At 66.3% G+C, this 14,244-nt stretch carries 11 protein-coding genes; 8 read left to right on the top strand and 3 right to left on the bottom strand.

What is annotated here, in order from left to right; all coding sequences use genetic code 11:
• Both A5645_RS01425 and A5645_RS01420 read right to left on the bottom strand, forming a co-directional pair.
• Positions 1-594, bottom strand: a 594-nt coding sequence (locus A5645_RS01425) for a PE family protein (RefSeq protein ID WP_155767796.1), incomplete at its 3' end; no start/stop codon positions are given.
• A 115-nt stretch (positions 595-709) separates the two neighbouring features.
• Positions 710-3,967 (bottom strand): helix-turn-helix transcriptional regulator, encoded by a 3,258-nt coding sequence (locus tag A5645_RS01420; protein ID WP_065128257.1) that lies wholly within the window; start codon positions 3,965-3,967, stop codon positions 710-712.
• A 259-nt stretch (positions 3,968-4,226) separates the two neighbouring features.
• On the opposite strand from A5645_RS01420, the gene A5645_RS01415 reads away from it, so the two are divergent.
• From A5645_RS01415 to A5645_RS01385, 7 genes are all read left to right on the top strand, one after another.
• Positions 4,227-5,969 (top strand): PPE family protein, encoded by a 1,743-nt coding sequence (locus A5645_RS01415; RefSeq protein ID WP_065128255.1) that lies wholly within the window; start codon positions 4,227-4,229, stop codon positions 5,967-5,969.
• A 42-nt stretch (positions 5,970-6,011) separates the two neighbouring features.
• A complete protein-coding gene (locus tag A5645_RS01410; RefSeq protein WP_065128240.1) occupies positions 6,012-7,346 on the top strand; it encodes a PE family protein in 1,335 nt (444 codons plus the stop codon).
• A 22-nt stretch (positions 7,347-7,368) separates the two neighbouring features.
• Entirely contained in the window at positions 7,369-8,112 is a 744-nt protein-coding gene (gene mddA, locus A5645_RS01405) for a methanethiol S-methyltransferase (RefSeq protein ID WP_065128239.1), read from the top strand.
• Positions 8,109-9,188, top strand: a complete 1,080-nt coding sequence (locus tag A5645_RS01400) for a PPE family protein (RefSeq protein WP_065128253.1) — start codon at positions 8,109-8,111, stop codon at positions 9,186-9,188. The genes mddA and A5645_RS01400 overlap by 4 nt, the downstream gene beginning before the upstream one ends.
• Before the next feature lie 70 nt (positions 9,189-9,258).
• Complete coding sequence (locus tag A5645_RS01395; RefSeq protein ID WP_065037686.1) at positions 9,259-9,555, top strand: WXG100 family type VII secretion target; 297 nt, start codon at positions 9,259-9,261, stop codon at positions 9,553-9,555.
• Positions 9,556-9,575: 20 nt separating this feature from the next.
• Positions 9,576-9,860, top strand: a complete 285-nt coding sequence (locus A5645_RS01390) for a WXG100 family type VII secretion target (RefSeq protein ID WP_065034831.1) — start codon at positions 9,576-9,578, stop codon at positions 9,858-9,860.
• A gap of 114 nt (positions 9,861-9,974) precedes the next feature.
• Entirely contained in the window at positions 9,975-11,141 is a 1,167-nt protein-coding gene (locus tag A5645_RS01385; protein WP_065128238.1) for a PPE family protein, read from the top strand.
• Here A5645_RS01385 and A5645_RS01380 read toward each other — a convergent pair.
• Positions 11,138-12,487: a flavin monoamine oxidase family protein gene (locus tag A5645_RS01380; RefSeq protein ID WP_065128234.1), complete on the bottom strand. Its 1,350-nt coding sequence runs from the start codon at positions 12,485-12,487 to the stop codon at positions 11,138-11,140. The two genes, A5645_RS01385 and A5645_RS01380, sit on opposite strands and share 4 nt — an antisense overlap.
• A 213-nt stretch (positions 12,488-12,700) precedes the next feature.
• Here A5645_RS01380 and prpD point away from each other — a divergent pair, with 213 nt between their 5' ends.
• Positions 12,701-14,209: a 2-methylcitrate dehydratase PrpD gene (gene prpD / locus A5645_RS01375; RefSeq protein ID WP_065128233.1), complete on the top strand. Its 1,509-nt coding sequence runs from the start codon at positions 12,701-12,703 to the stop codon at positions 14,207-14,209.
• The last annotated feature ends 35 nt before the right edge of the window (positions 14,210-14,244 follow it).

Here is a 14,244-nt window from a genome sequence, read left to right as displayed (position 1 = left end):
ACACCCCCCGAGATGCTGGCCGCCGCGGCCACGGATGTGCAGAACATCGGATCGGCCCTGACCGCCGCCCGCGCCGCCGGCCCCTCCGCTGCCGAGCAGCCCGCCGGCCCCGCCGGCGCCGCCGGCGCCACCGGCGTTGCCTCCGTTGGTGCCGGACCCCCCGGCGCCACCGTTGCCGATCAACCAGCCACCGGCCGTCCCGTTTTGCCCCGTCCCTGGTGCGCCGTTGGTGCCGTTGCCGATCAGCGGGCGGCCGGTCGCCGCCAGGACCGGTGCGTTGATCGCGTCGAGCAGGCTTTGGATCGGCGCCGCGTTGGCAGCCTCGGCGCTGGCGTACATCGCCCCGCCGGCACTCAACGCCTGCACGAACTGCTGGTGGAAAAGCTCCGCCTCGGCGCTGAGGGCCTGGTAGATCTGCGCGTGCCCAGAGAACAGGGACGCCAACGCCGCTGATACCTCGTCGGCGCCGGCAGCCAGCACGCCGACGGTGGGGGCGGCGGCCGCGGCGCGGGCGGCGGTCAGGGCCGATCCGATGTTCTGCACATCCGTGGCCGCGGCGGCCAGCATCTCGGGGGCCACCAGAACAAACGACATCGCGGTACTCCTCGTCGCGGTCAACAGGAACGACCTCAGAGTGCGCAAGTACGCGCGCAAGAACGTCAGTCAGAGGACGTAGATAACACCGAGTACGGGTCGTAGATTCGACTGCTCACCCGTGCGAGACGCCTTCGTGCGCAAGCTGTACACGTGAGCTGATGCCAAGTTTCGCGTACACATGGGTGAGATGGGTCTGCACCGTGCGCCGGGAAATGAACAACCGCGCGGCAATCTCGTTGTTGGCCAGTCCTTCCGCGACGAGTCGCACCACATCGCGCTCGGTGGGCGTCAGAGATGCCCAGCCGCTGGACGGACGTTTACGCTCACCGCGGCCGCGCCGCGCATATCCGATCGCCTCGTCGAGGGAAAGCCCGGTACCTTCCACCCAGGCTTCATCAAAAGCCTTCTGACCCAATGCTTTACGCAGGTCTGAGAGAGTGTTCTGATGGTCCGCCTCGTAGATTTTGAACCGCACCGATCCCAGCTGACGTCGAATTTCGGTGGCCGCACCGAAGAGTCGCGCCGCGTCGCGGTGACCGAGGCCGTCGGCAGCCAGCCGGCCCAGGCACTCGAGGATGTCGGGTACCGCCAGGTGCGCAGCGTATTCGGCGGCACAGGCGAGTGCCTTGTGAGCGTCGCGTTCGGCTTGATCCGGCTCGCTCTTGGCAATGGAGATACGCGCGCGCGTCGTCAACGCCCGAGCCAGATGCCAGCCGGCTGAGGCCGCAACCTCCTGATCGGCCCAACGGCCGGCCGTGACCAGGTCCCCGAGGGCCAGGGCCACTTCGGCCATCGGGTTGGTGTTGGCCCCGGCCAATTCGCCATGCACGCTCAACCGCTGCTGGGCGGCTTCGCTCGCCTTGGCCGCCGCAGCGACGTCGCCGGCGGCCACCGCCGCCGTAGCCAGCACCGCATAGCTGAATCCCTCGTTGTACGGCCACAGATCACCAGCGGCCGCCAACGACGCGTTGCCCGCGGCCGTCGCCGCCTCGGTGTCACCTCGCAGGGCCAGCGCATTGCACAACGCGAGCCGACTGCCCCACTTGAACAACACATCGTGCGCGGCGTCGGCATCCGCGGTCACCGCACTGAACTGGGTAACCGCTTCGGACAGCTGACCTTTCATCATCTGTGCCAGCCCGAGCGTCCATCGGCATGAGCGCGCGTGGAACTGATCGCCGATCTGCTCGGCGAGCTCGTGCCCTTCTCTTGAGGCCGCGAGGCCCGCGATCGGATCACCGGCGTAGAACGCGCCATACGCCTGCCAGGTCAGGATCTGTGTCAACCGCCACCGGTCACGGAGTTCGCGGGCGATGCCGATCGCCTCGGCCAGGAACGGCCGCGCCGCCTCGGCGCTGTAGGAACTGATGGCGCCGCAGGCGGTGAGCGCGCGGGCCAGCAGGGCGGGGTCGTTGATTTTGCGGGCGATGGCCACCGCCTGTTGCGCCTGATCGAGGTTGTCGTGGACGCTGCGCGAGGCGTCCAGCGCTGCCTTGTCGGCCAGCGCCCGTCCGCGCACCAACGGCGACACGGTGCCCAACGCCCGGCGATCGGTGAGCGCGGCCTCGAACCAGGCCAGCCCTTCTTGGATCCGGCCGCGGGTCAGCCACAGGGGTTGCAGCGATGACGTGAGCTCCAGCGCAGCCTCGATTTCGCCGTTGTCCCGGCACCACGCGAAAGCCGCGCGCACGTTGTCGATCTCGGATTCGACCTGCTCGATACGGTGTTGGTGCTCGCCGTCGGCGGGGCTGTCCAGCAGCGCCGCCATCTGGCCATAGTGGTCCCGATGGCGAGCCCGCAGTACGGCGTTCTCGCCGGAGTCGAGCAACTTCTCAATCGCGTAGTGGCGCACCGTCTCCAGCATTCGGAAGCGCGTGCGGTCGCCCGAGTTTTCAGCCAGCACAAGGGATTTGTCTACGAGCGAGGTCAGCCGATCCAAGACGTGGTGAGGTGCCAACACTTCGTCGGCGCAGACTGCGCGCGCAGCGGCGTGGTCGAAACCGCCGCTGAACACGCCCAGCCTGCGGAATAACACCCGCTCGGTTTCACCGAGCATGGCGTGTGACCAGTCGACCGATGCGCCGAGCGTCTTCCTGCGTGGAGTCGGCGAGCTTTCGGTGAGCAGCCGGAAGCGGTGGCGTAGGCCGTCCAGGATCTCGCTGAGGGACATCACCCGCACGGCGGCCGCCGCGAGTTCAATGCCCAACGGCAAACCGTCGAGTCGGCCGCAGATATCGCGGACGGCGACGGTATCGGCAGCGGTGATGCTGAACTCCGGACGGGCCAGCCGGGCGCGATCGATGAACAACTCGATCGCCTCGTCGGTGAGGGACAACGACGGCACCCGCCAGGTCAACTCACCAGGGACTCCGATCGGCGCGCGGCTGGTGGCCAGTATCGTCAAGTGTTCACACGCGCCCAGCAGTTCGCGGGCCAATTCCGCGCAGGCGTCGACCAGATGCTCGCAGTTGTCCAGAATCACCAGCGCTTCCCGGTCGCCGACAAACCGCGCCAAGGTGTCGATCGCCGATCGGCCCGGCTGATCCGGTAGCCCGAACGCACGCAGCGCAGCCACCGGCACCAAGTCGCCCTCGCTCACCGGGGCCAGATCCACGAACCAGACCCCGCCGCCGAACTGCGCCGCCACCTGCTCGGCGATTTCAGCCGCGAGCCGTGTCTTTCCTACTCCACCGGCGCCCGCCAGGGTGACCAACCGGTTGTCACTGAGAAACTTGCGTACATCGTTGATCTGCGACGTGCGACCCACGAAACGGCTCAACTGAATCGGAAGATTGTGTGCTGCAACGTCATTCGGGCCATGCAGCGGCGGGAACTGAACCCGCAGGTCCGGGTGGCAGACCTGCGCGACCCGTTCCGGGCGGGGCAGGTCACGCAGCTGATGCGTGCCCAGGTCTACCAGCCAGACATCGGCCGGCAACTGGTCGGCGACCAGATCGTGCGTGGTACCCGACACCACCACCTGGCCCCCGTGTGCCAGGTCGGCCAATCGCGCCGCCCGGTCCACCGCGGGACCCGCATAGTCGCCCGAATCGACCAGTTGAACTTCGCCGGTATGCACTGCGACGCGTAACTGAATGGGCGCGAGCGGGGCCTGCTGCAAATCGATCGCACAGGCCAGCGCGTCGGTGGCACGGCCAAACACCGCCAGAAACGCGTGCTCGGCGCCGTCCCCTGGTACCGGTTGCACCGGACCTATCCCGCCGTGCGTGGTGACGATGTCAGACACCACGGTGGCCATCCGCCCGGCTGCGGGTGCCGTCGTCCCCGGCAGCGTTTCCCATGGATGGGGCGGGCGTTCGGCATCGGCGAGCAACAGGGTCACCGTTCTCGTCGGCACAAACTCACTCACGCACATGTCAAATCCGTCTCACACCGTTCCCATGACGTATCCGTGACTAACAAAGTGTTACGCAACTCGTCCAGCAACGGTTCAACATGAGTCAAAAATCTTTGCTCATTGGCCGGATTTGTGGGCCGCGCCCGTCGTACGACCCCTGATCGCCGATATACGACCCCTTGTGACCGGGGAATTACGTCCTCTGGCCGACGTTCATCGCCCCGGTGCCTCGCATGGTTGCCCCAGGAACCGAACAGCAGGGATGGTGGGCATGAATTTCTCGGTGTTGCCGCCGGAGATCAACTCGGCGCGAATGTACCTGGGCGCGGGCGCGGGGCCCATGCTGGCGGCGGCGACGGCCTGGGATGGGCTGGCCGCTGAGTTGGACGCGGCGGCCCGCTCGTTCGGTTCGGTGGCGTCAGGGCTGACAAACTCGGTCTGGCAAGGCCCGGCCGCGGCGGCGATGGCCGGATCGGCCGCTCCGTACGTGGGATGGCTTTCGGCGGCGGCGGCCCATGCGCAGGACGCGGCCGGCCAGGCGCAGGCTGCCGTGTCGGCGTTCGAGGCTGCGGTGTCGGCGACGGTGCATCCGGGAATGGTGGCCGCCAACCGCAACCAACTGGTGTCACTGGTGCTGTCAAACCTGTTCGGTCAGAACGCGCCCGCCATCGCGGCCGCGGAGGCCGGATACGAGGAGATGTGGGCCCAGGACGTCGCCGCCATGATCGGGTATCACGGCGGCGCCTCAGCGGTGGCAGCGCGGTTGGCGCCGATGCAGCAGGCCTTGCAGAACCTGCCGAACCCGCTCGGCCAGGTCCAGACGGCACTTGCCAACGCGCTCGGCAACACCGGCGGCCTGAACGTGGGCGCGGGCAACCACGGCGGCCAGAACGTCGGTAGCGGCAACATCGGCGACCGCAATCTGGGCAACGGCAACAACGGCGTCGGCAATGTGGGCAACGGCAACCGCGGTGACCTGAACCTGGGCAGCGGCAATGCCGGCTCCAACAACGTCGGCACCGGCAACAAGGGCCTGGGCAACCTCGGCAGCGGAAACCTGGGCAACGCCAACATGGGTAACGGCAACCTCGGCAATGCGAACGTCGGCAGCGGCAACCGCGGTGACGCCAACATGGGCTTTGGCAACCGGGGCAGCAACAACCTCGGAGCGGGTAATACCGGCAGCCACAACTTCGGGTTCGGCAATACCGGCAACAACAACATCGGCTTCGGGTTGACCGGTGACAATCAGATCGGTTTCGGCGCACTGAACTCCGGCACCGGAAACATCGGGTTCGGCAATTCGGGTACTGGGAACATCGGCTTCTTCAATTCCGGTACCGGCAATGTGGGCTTCTTCAACTCGGGCAACCACAGCACCGGCTTTGAGAACGCGGGCAGCTTCAACACCGGCTTCTCCAACTCGGGCCAGGGCAATACCGGTTTACTCAACGCCGGTTTGAGCAACTTCGGGTTCGGCAACGGCGGCGCGAACAACATGGGCTGGGATAACGGCGGTTCGCAAAACTTCGGATCTGGAAACTCGGGCTTCCAGAACACCGGCAGCGGCAACGCGGGCTCGATCAACACCGGTGATTCCAACTCCGGCGACATCAATACCGGCTGGGGCAATTCGGGCCGCAGCAACACCGGCGGGCTCAACTCGGGCAACCTGAACACCGGCTTCGGCAGCGTCATCACCCCGGCGGGTGTCAAGAGCTCGGGCTTCGGGACGACCGGCCTGGACTCGTCCGGATTCTTCAACTCCGGCGGTGACAGCTCGGGATTCATGAACACCGGCCTGGCTTTCGAGTCCGGCTTCGGGAATTCGGGCAATGGCAACAACGTCGGCATCAACAATCACGGAAGCTTCCTCGCCGGCATCGGAAACACCGGGTTCGACAACATCGGCATCGGCAACTCCAATGTGTTCAATTCCGGCATCGGAAATTCCGGCAACGACGACTCCGGTTTCTTCAATAGAGGCGACGCGAAGTCCGGGTTCTTCAATTAAGCGCTGCGGCAGCGGCATCCGTTAAACCATCGAGGAGACTCTATGTCCTTTGTCATTGCGGCACCCGACCTGCTGCAGGGCGCAGCCGAGAGGCTGGCCGGAATCCGCACTTCGCTTACGGAGGCCGCCGCCACCGTGGCCGGACCCACCACCGGGATAGCCGTCGCGGCTCAGGATGAGGTGTCGGCGGCGATCGCCGGGCTGTTCGGCGGCTTCGGCGACGAATTCCAGGCCGTCAACACGCAGGTGCAGAAATTTCACGACCAGTTCGTCACGTCGCTGACGGCGGGTGCGCAGGCGTATGCCAGCGCCGAGGCGGCCAACCTCGGTGCATTCGGCTCCTACCAAACACTTTTGACGAACACTGCCGCTAATCTGCAGACCCTGCAAAGTGCTGTGGCGGCAAACCCGGCGCCACTGCTGCGCCAGTTCATCGCGAACCAGACCGGCTATGCGCAGGCCATCGGCTCGGCGTTCCAAACGGTTATCCAGAACCCATCGCAACTGCTGACCCTTCTTCCCAGCAACCCGGCAGCTGTGGTCCAAGGCATCATCACTCAGCAAATAGGCTATGCCCAAACGGTTTCCACCGCGCTGAACAACGCCGCCAACGACTTCGGTACGGGATTGATGGCGTTGCCGGGCTCGTTACAAACCGCCTTCGGGCAGCTGTTGGCGGGCGATGTTGCGGGCGCGGCGCGCTCCGCTGCGACGGGCTTCGGGAATCTGGTGTTCACCGGTCTGACCGCCAGCCAAGACCCGACAACTTTACTTATCAGCATCACTCCGTCGGGCGCCCTAGGCGACCTGCTGCCGATCTTGGGCATCCCCGGCCAGATGGCGCAGAACTTCACGGATCTGCTGCCCGCCGGCTCCGTTCCATTTCAGATCTCACAGAACCTCACCAATGTGATCAGGACGCTGACCGACACGTCCCAGACGCTCGACCTGACCACCGGTGTCCTGCATGTGGGGCTGCCGCTGGTGCTCGGACTGGACGCGTTGGGCCCGGCGTTCACCACGCTAGACGCGTTCAATTCCGTCGCGGGTGCGGTGGGGAATGCGTTACAGACCGGAGATGCCCTGGGAGCGGCCACCGCATTCCTGAACGCTCCCGTGACCGTGCTCAACGGCTTCCTCAACGGCCAAAGCTCACTGCCGCTTACGGTTTCGCTGTTCGGTCTGACCACCACCACCAACATCCCGCTCGGCGGCCTGCTCACCCCCGCACAGACCGCCTCACTCACCCTGGACGTCTTTGGGATGACCGGAACGATCCCGCTCTTCGGAACACAGTTCGGCGGCATTCTTCCGGCCCTGCTGACCTTCCTGCCCGAGCAGCTTGCCGAGGCAATCGGCGCTGCCGTCCCGGTGTAGGCCAGCATCAAGGAGGCACACGATGAAACGAATTGTCATTGTCGGTTACGGTGCGGTCGCTTACCTCATCGGTTTCGCAGCGTTCGTCTACGCGATCGGTTTCCTGGGCAACTTCGCGGTGCCGCACGCCATCGACCACGGTGTCGCGGCGCCGGCCATTGAGGCGCTCATCGTCAACGTGTTGCTGCTGGTTGCATTCGGCCTGCAGCACAGCGTGATGGCGCGACCGGCGTTCAAGCGTTGGTGGACCCGGATGGTGCCGGAACCGATCGAACGCAGTACCTATGTCCTGGCGACGGGTTTGGTTCTGGCAGTGTTGTTTTGGCAGTGGCGAACGATGCCGGCACTTATTTGGGACATAACGTGGCCGGCCGGCCGGCTCAGTGTGCAAATGCTGTTCTGGCTCGGCTGGGTGATCGTCTTGGCTTCGACGTTCATGATCAATCACTTCGACCTGTTCGGCCTGCGGCAGGTGTACTTGGTGTGGCGGGGGCTGCCCTACACCGACCTGGAATTCCGCACACCGCTGCTGTATCGCGTGGTGCGCCATCCGCTGATGTTTGGATTCCTGATCACGTTATGGGCGACCCCACGAATGACGTTGGGGCACCTGCTCTTTGCCGCGGGCATGACCAGCTACATCCTGTACGCCCTGCGGTGGGAAGAGCGCGACCTGACGACCGTATTAGGGCAGCAATACCGTGACTACCGCAGCCGGGTGCCGATGCTCATTCCCCGGCCCCAAGCAACCCGGTGGCCCAGATGAGTTTCGTGCTGCTACCGCCGGAGGTCAACTCAGCGCGCATCTATGCCGGCGCGGGTGCGTCCCCATTGATCGCGGCGGCCGCGGCGTGGGAGGGGCTCGCGGCCGAGTTGCGATCGTCGGCCTCGGCCTTCGGTGGGGTGATCACCGATTTGGCCACCGGGTCATGGACGGGACCGGCCTCAACCCTGATGTCCGCTGCGGCCACGCCGTATGTGGGCTGGCTGAATTCTGCTGCGGGCCAGGCAGAATCGGCGGCCGGCCAGGCGAGGGCCGCGGCAGCTCTCTTTGATACGGCGCTGACCGCGACGGTCCATCCGGCCGCGGTGACGGCGAACCGGTGGTCGCTGATGTCGTTGGTGGCTACGAACTTTCTCGGGCAAAACACACCGGCTATCGCTGGCACCGAGCTCGATTACCAGGAGATGTGGGCTCAGGATGTGGCTGCCATGGCCGGGTATCAGGCCGGGGCGGTGTCGGTGGGATCGGCGCTGGCGCCACTGACGGTCCCGCCGACGATCCTGACGGACGTGGCATCGCAAGCGGTGTCCGGGCTTTCGTCCGCATTGCAGTCGGTGGTCTCCGGGCTGCCAGTGGAGTCCTTGTCGTCGTTGGTGCAAGTCGCCGCGCTTCCGGTCAGCATGCTGTTGTCACCGATCATGTCGTTGGCCCAGTCGGCCAACGGTGCGGGATTGACGTCAACCGCGGCGCTGGGCGCCGAGGTGCCGACCCTGGCGGGCAACCTCGCGGCTGGAGCACCCCCAATGGGCGGTGGAGGTTTGGGTGCGGTCGCCGCGAATCTTGGGCGGGGACGGTTGGTGGGCGCGCTGTCGGCGCCGCCGTCCTGGTCGGGATCGACGCCAGATCGCGTCTCGCCTATGGCGTTGGGCGCCTTGGGTGGACCGTCTGGCGCGGCGGCAAGTTCCGGGGGAATGGCCGGTCTCGGTGGTATGCCGATGATGCCCATGCCGATGGGCGGGATGGGCGCCGGCGCGCCCGGCGGCATGAACGGTCGCGGCGGCGGGTCGCAGGTCATGCAGCACCGGCCCAGCGTGATACCGCGGACCGGCATTGGATAGGTCGGGGGTGGTGCGCTATTTCGATTGTCTCCCTTACAAAACAAATTTTCATCGATAGGAGAGTTTCAAGATGACCACTCGATTCATGACCGACCCGCATGCGATGCGGGACATGGCGGGCCGCTTCGAGACCCACGCCCAGACCGTCGAGGACGAGGCCCGTCGGATGTGGGCTTCCTCGCAGAACATCGCCGGTGCGGGCTGGAGCGGTATGGCCCAGGCGACCTCGCTGGACACCATGAGCCAGATGAATCAGGCCTTCCGCAACATCGTGGACATGCTGCACGGGGTGCGGGACGGACTCATCCGCGACGCGAACAACTACGAGCAGCAAGAGCAGGCCTCCCAGCAGATCCTGAGCAGCTAGACCCGAGAAAGGACACAGCAATGACGATCAATTACCAGTTCGGCGATGTCGACGCGCACGGTGCGCTCGTGCGCGCCCAGGCCGCCAACCTGGAGGCCGAGCACCAAGCCATCGTTCGCGATGTGCTGGCTGCCGGTGACTTCTGGGGCGGCGCCGGTTCGGTGGCTTGCCAGGAGTTCATCGCCCAGTTGGGCCGCAACTTCCAGGTGATCTACGAGCAGGCCAACGCCCACGGCCAGAAGATCCAGAGCGCCGGCAACAACATGGCGCAAACCGACAGCGCCGTCGGCTCCAGCTGGGCCTGACGTAGAGCACCAACGCTTGTAATGGCCTTCGGTGTTCCTGAGTACCTCCTGAATCACCTATCTAGCAGCGCCGACATTGGCCAAGGTGGCTGATGTGGCTGGGTTGGGTTTGCGATGATTCTGGATTTCTCGTGGTTGCCGCCGGAGATCAATTCGGCGCGGATTTTTTCGGGCGCCGGGTCGGGACCGTTGCATGTAGCGGCGGCGGCCTGGGACAGCTTGGCCGCCGAGCTGGCGGCGTCGGCGTCGTCGTTCGACTCGGTGATCACCGGTATGGCAAGTGGGCCATGGGCCGGGCCGGCCTCGGCGGCGATGGTGGCCGCGGCCACTCCCTACATCGGTTGGCTTAGCACGGCAGCCGGGCAAGCGCAGACGGCGGCCGCGCAGGCTCGGGCGGCGGCAACCGCCTTCGAGACGGCGATGACCGCGACGGTGCATCCGGCCGCGGTCACCGCGAACCGGGTGTCGCTGATGTCCTTGGTGGCGACGAACTTCCTGGGCCAGAACACGCCGGCGATCGCGGCCACCGAATTCGACTACGTCGAAATGTGGGCGCAGGACGTCGCCGCGATGGTCGGCTATCACGGTGGCGCGACGGCCGTGGCGGCGAGCGTCTCGCCGTTTGCCGTGCCCCCGGTCAGCCTTGCCGGCCTGGCCACCCAGGCGGCGACGAACGTGTCTGCGGCCGTGAGCCCACTGGCGCAGGGTGTCGCGGCGGTGGCTCCCGGTCTGATCTCGGGTGTGCAGTCGGCGGTGTCGTCCGTGCCGGTGGAGTCGCTGGCGTCGGTCGCCCAGGTCGGCACGCTGCCCGCCAGCATGTTGATCTCGCCGATGATGCAGTTGGCGAGCCTCGCCAACCCCAGTTCGGCCAGCGCCGCCGCCGGCGCCGCCACAGCCGGACTGGCCGACTCGACGAAGTTCGTCGGCGATGTCGCGCCAGCGGCGAAGGGCCTCGGTGGCGCCGGGCTCGGCGCGGGGATGGCGGGTGATTTGGGCAAGGCACACCTGGTCGGTGCCATGTCGGTGCCGCCGACATGGGCCGGCTCGACGCCGAAAGACATGGCCAGTGCCGCGATGCGCGGCCTGAGCACCCCGAGTGCCGCGGCCGCGCAGACAGCCGCGGCCCCGACCGGCGGGATGGGCATGCCGATGATGCCGATGCCCACCGGCGCGGGTGCTGCAAACGGCGGCATGCCGGGCGGGATGATGGGCCGCGGCGGTGGCGGTGCCCACGTCACGCAGAACCGGCCCAGCGTGGTTCCGCGGACCGGAATCGGCTAACTCGCCGCCATAACCTCAGCGGCGGCGCGCTCCCCGGAGCGAATCGCGCCGTCGATCCAGCCGCACATGATCGCCGAGCTCTCGGTGCCCGCCCAGTGGATGCGGCCGCACGGCGTCCGCAGGGCGTGCCCGAACTCGGTCAGCACTCCGGTCCCCGTGTGGCTGATCATTCCGCCGCCCGAGTAACGTTCCAGGGTCCAGTTCTGCTCGTGGAATTCGATTGGCTCTCTTGCCTTCTCGCCGAAGCGGTCGATGAGTTCCCGGATGACGACCGACCTGCGCTCGCTCTCGTCGAGCGCGGTGAGCCGGCGGGCGGCGGGCCCCTCGGTGATCACGCACATGATCCCTGGGTCACCTTTGTCGGTGCACGCGTCGATGGTCAATGAGGCCGGTGTGCCGGGTCCCACGGATTGGCCGGACAACCCGTCGGCGCGCCAGAACGCGTCGCCGTAGATCGCCGAGATCTTGATCACCGCTCCGCTGGGCATGCGCTGGTTGAGCATCGCCCGGTCTACCGGCAGCGTCGGCTCATAGGCGATGGTGCCGGCGATCGCCATCGGAATCGCCACGATCACTCGCTTGGCGCGGATGGTCAGACCCTCGGCGCTGACCGTGACCCCATCGTCGTCCTGGCTGACGGTCCGCACCGGCCGCGACAGGTGCAGTGCGTCGCCCAGCTGCGCCACCATCGGGCGATAGATGGCGCCCATCCCGCCGACCGGGCGGGCGTCCTGGGATCCGCCCCTGCCCGAGATGACGAACGTCGGGCCACCCCCGGATCCCATCTGGTGCAACATCCACAGCAGCGACACTTCCGATGCCGCCGAGGTGTAGGTGCCGGCGAAAGCCGTGTCCAGCATTTCCCGCGCCGGCCGGGACAGCACGTTGCGCTCCAGCCAGTCGCCGATGCTGGTCCGGTCCAATTCGTCGGCATCCGGTGCCTCCCACGGGTTTTCACGCGGCACGGCTTTGCACATCTGCTCGATGGTGGCCAGGCCGAGGCCCAGATTGGCCACCGCCCAAGGGCTCATGGTCCAGGGCAGCTTCCCGCCGTAACGGCGCTTCTTGCCACCGACGAACATCATGGCGTCACCGTCGTTGTGCTGCTTGTATTCCGGGACGCCGAATTCCTGCATCAACGCGTAGATCCGGTCCTGACCCGGGCCGATCCAGGCGCCGCCGCGGTCGATCCAGACGCCGTCATCGCGGGTCACCGTGAAGGTGCGGCCGCCGACGCGGTCGCGGGCCTCGAGCAACGCCACCGAGTGACCCGCCTGTTTCAACCGCAGCGCGGCGGTCAGACCCGCGAACCCGGCCCCGACCACGCAATAATCGATATCTGTCATTCCCCGACTCCTCGGTGACCCCACGGTGCCCCAGCAGCAAGCTACACCGATTGCGCGGCTTACAACCCGGATCGGAGAGATCCGCTGTCCGCGCGTGCGCGTCGTTCCGACTGAGATTCCACTGACATTACGAGAAACGTTGCGGTTCAGACGGGTTGAGGTTCAGCCGGGTTGCCGGCCGCAATCGCGGCAGGCCTGCGTACTGTGCCGCTTATGCGTTTACACGACGTCCGAACCCGGCGCAGCGCCGACGACTTTCCTCGTAGCGAGCACTTGGCCTGGCACATCGCGGAGGTCGCCGCGGATCCGGTCGCGGTGCCGGCCGACACCGAAGCGATGGTGCTCAACCGCATCATCGACAACGCAGCGGTTTCATCGGCCGCGGCGATCCGCCGCCCGGTGACCGCCGCGCGCGCTCAGGCGCTGGCACATCCCGTCGCGGTCAACGGGGCGAAAGTGTTTGGTGTCCAGGGCAACTATTCGGCGGAATGGGCGGCCTGGGCCAACGGCGTCGCGGTACGCGAGCTGGATTTCCACGACACGTTTCTGGCCGCGGAATACTCCCACCCAGGGGACAACATCCCCGCCCTGCTGGCGGTCGCCCAGCAAGGGGGGATCGGCGGTACCGACCTGATCCGCGGCCTGGCCACCGCGTACGAGATCCAGATCGACCTGGCCAAGGGAATCTGCCTGCACGAGCACAAGATTGACCACGTCGCCCACCTCGGTCCATCGGTGGCCGCGGGTATCGGCACCATGCTGCGGCTGGACCGGGAGACGATCTATCAGGCGGTCGGTCAGGCACTGCACCTGACAACCGCCACCCGTCAATCGCGCAAGGGGTACATCTCCAGCTGGAAAGCTTTTGCCCCGGCGTGGGCGGGAAAGGTGGGCATCGAGGCCGTCGACAGGGCGATGCGCGGTGAGGGTGCGCCGGCCCCGATCTGGGAAGGCGAGGACGGGGTGATCGCCTGGCTATTGTCCGGCCCGGAGCACGTCTATCGCGTTCCGCTGCCGGAACCGGGCGAGCCGAAGCGCGCGATCCTCGACAGTTACACCAAGGAGCATTCGGCGGAATATCAAAGTCAAGCATTGGTCGACCTGGCCCGTCGGCTTCGGGAGCGGATCGGTGACACGGATCAGGTCGTCTCGATCGTGCTGCACACCAGCCACCACACGCATTACGTGATCGGCACCGGATCCAACGACCCGCAGAAGTTCGATCCGGATGCTTCGCGCGAGACGCTGGACCACTCGATCATGTACATCTTCGCCGTCGCACTGCAGGACGGCACCTGGCATCACGAACGGTCCTATGCCCCGGAGCGGGCGCGTCGGCCCGACACTGTCACGCTGTGGCAGAAGATCTGCACCCGGGAAGATCCCGAGTGGACCCGTCGCTATTACTCAAGCGACCCATCCGAGCGGGCGTTCGGCGGCCGTGCGGAGATCACCCTGCGCAACGGCGAGGTGATTGTCGACGAAATTGCCGTCGCCGACGCACACCCGTTGGGCGCCAGACCTTTTGAGCGGCCGCAGTATGTCGCGAAGTTCCTCGAACTGTCCGAGGGTGTGGTCGATGAGGCCGAGCAACAACGGTTCCTTTCGGTGGTCCAGGGCCTTGCCGAGGTGGGGGCGGGCGGACTGGGCGCACTCAATATCGTCATCGACCCGTCGGTGCTTGCGCTGGCGCCGACCATTCCGGCCGGCATCTTCGGATGACGTGTCGGATGGGCGATATGGGACCATGGCGAGCG

Origin of the sequence: Mycobacterium asiaticum (genome assembly GCF_001673635.1) — a bacterium.
In the GTDB taxonomy this organism is placed as follows: Bacteria; Actinomycetota; Actinomycetes; order Mycobacteriales; family Mycobacteriaceae; genus Mycobacterium; species Mycobacterium asiaticum_C.
This window is presented reverse-complemented; position numbering and strand designations above follow the sequence as displayed.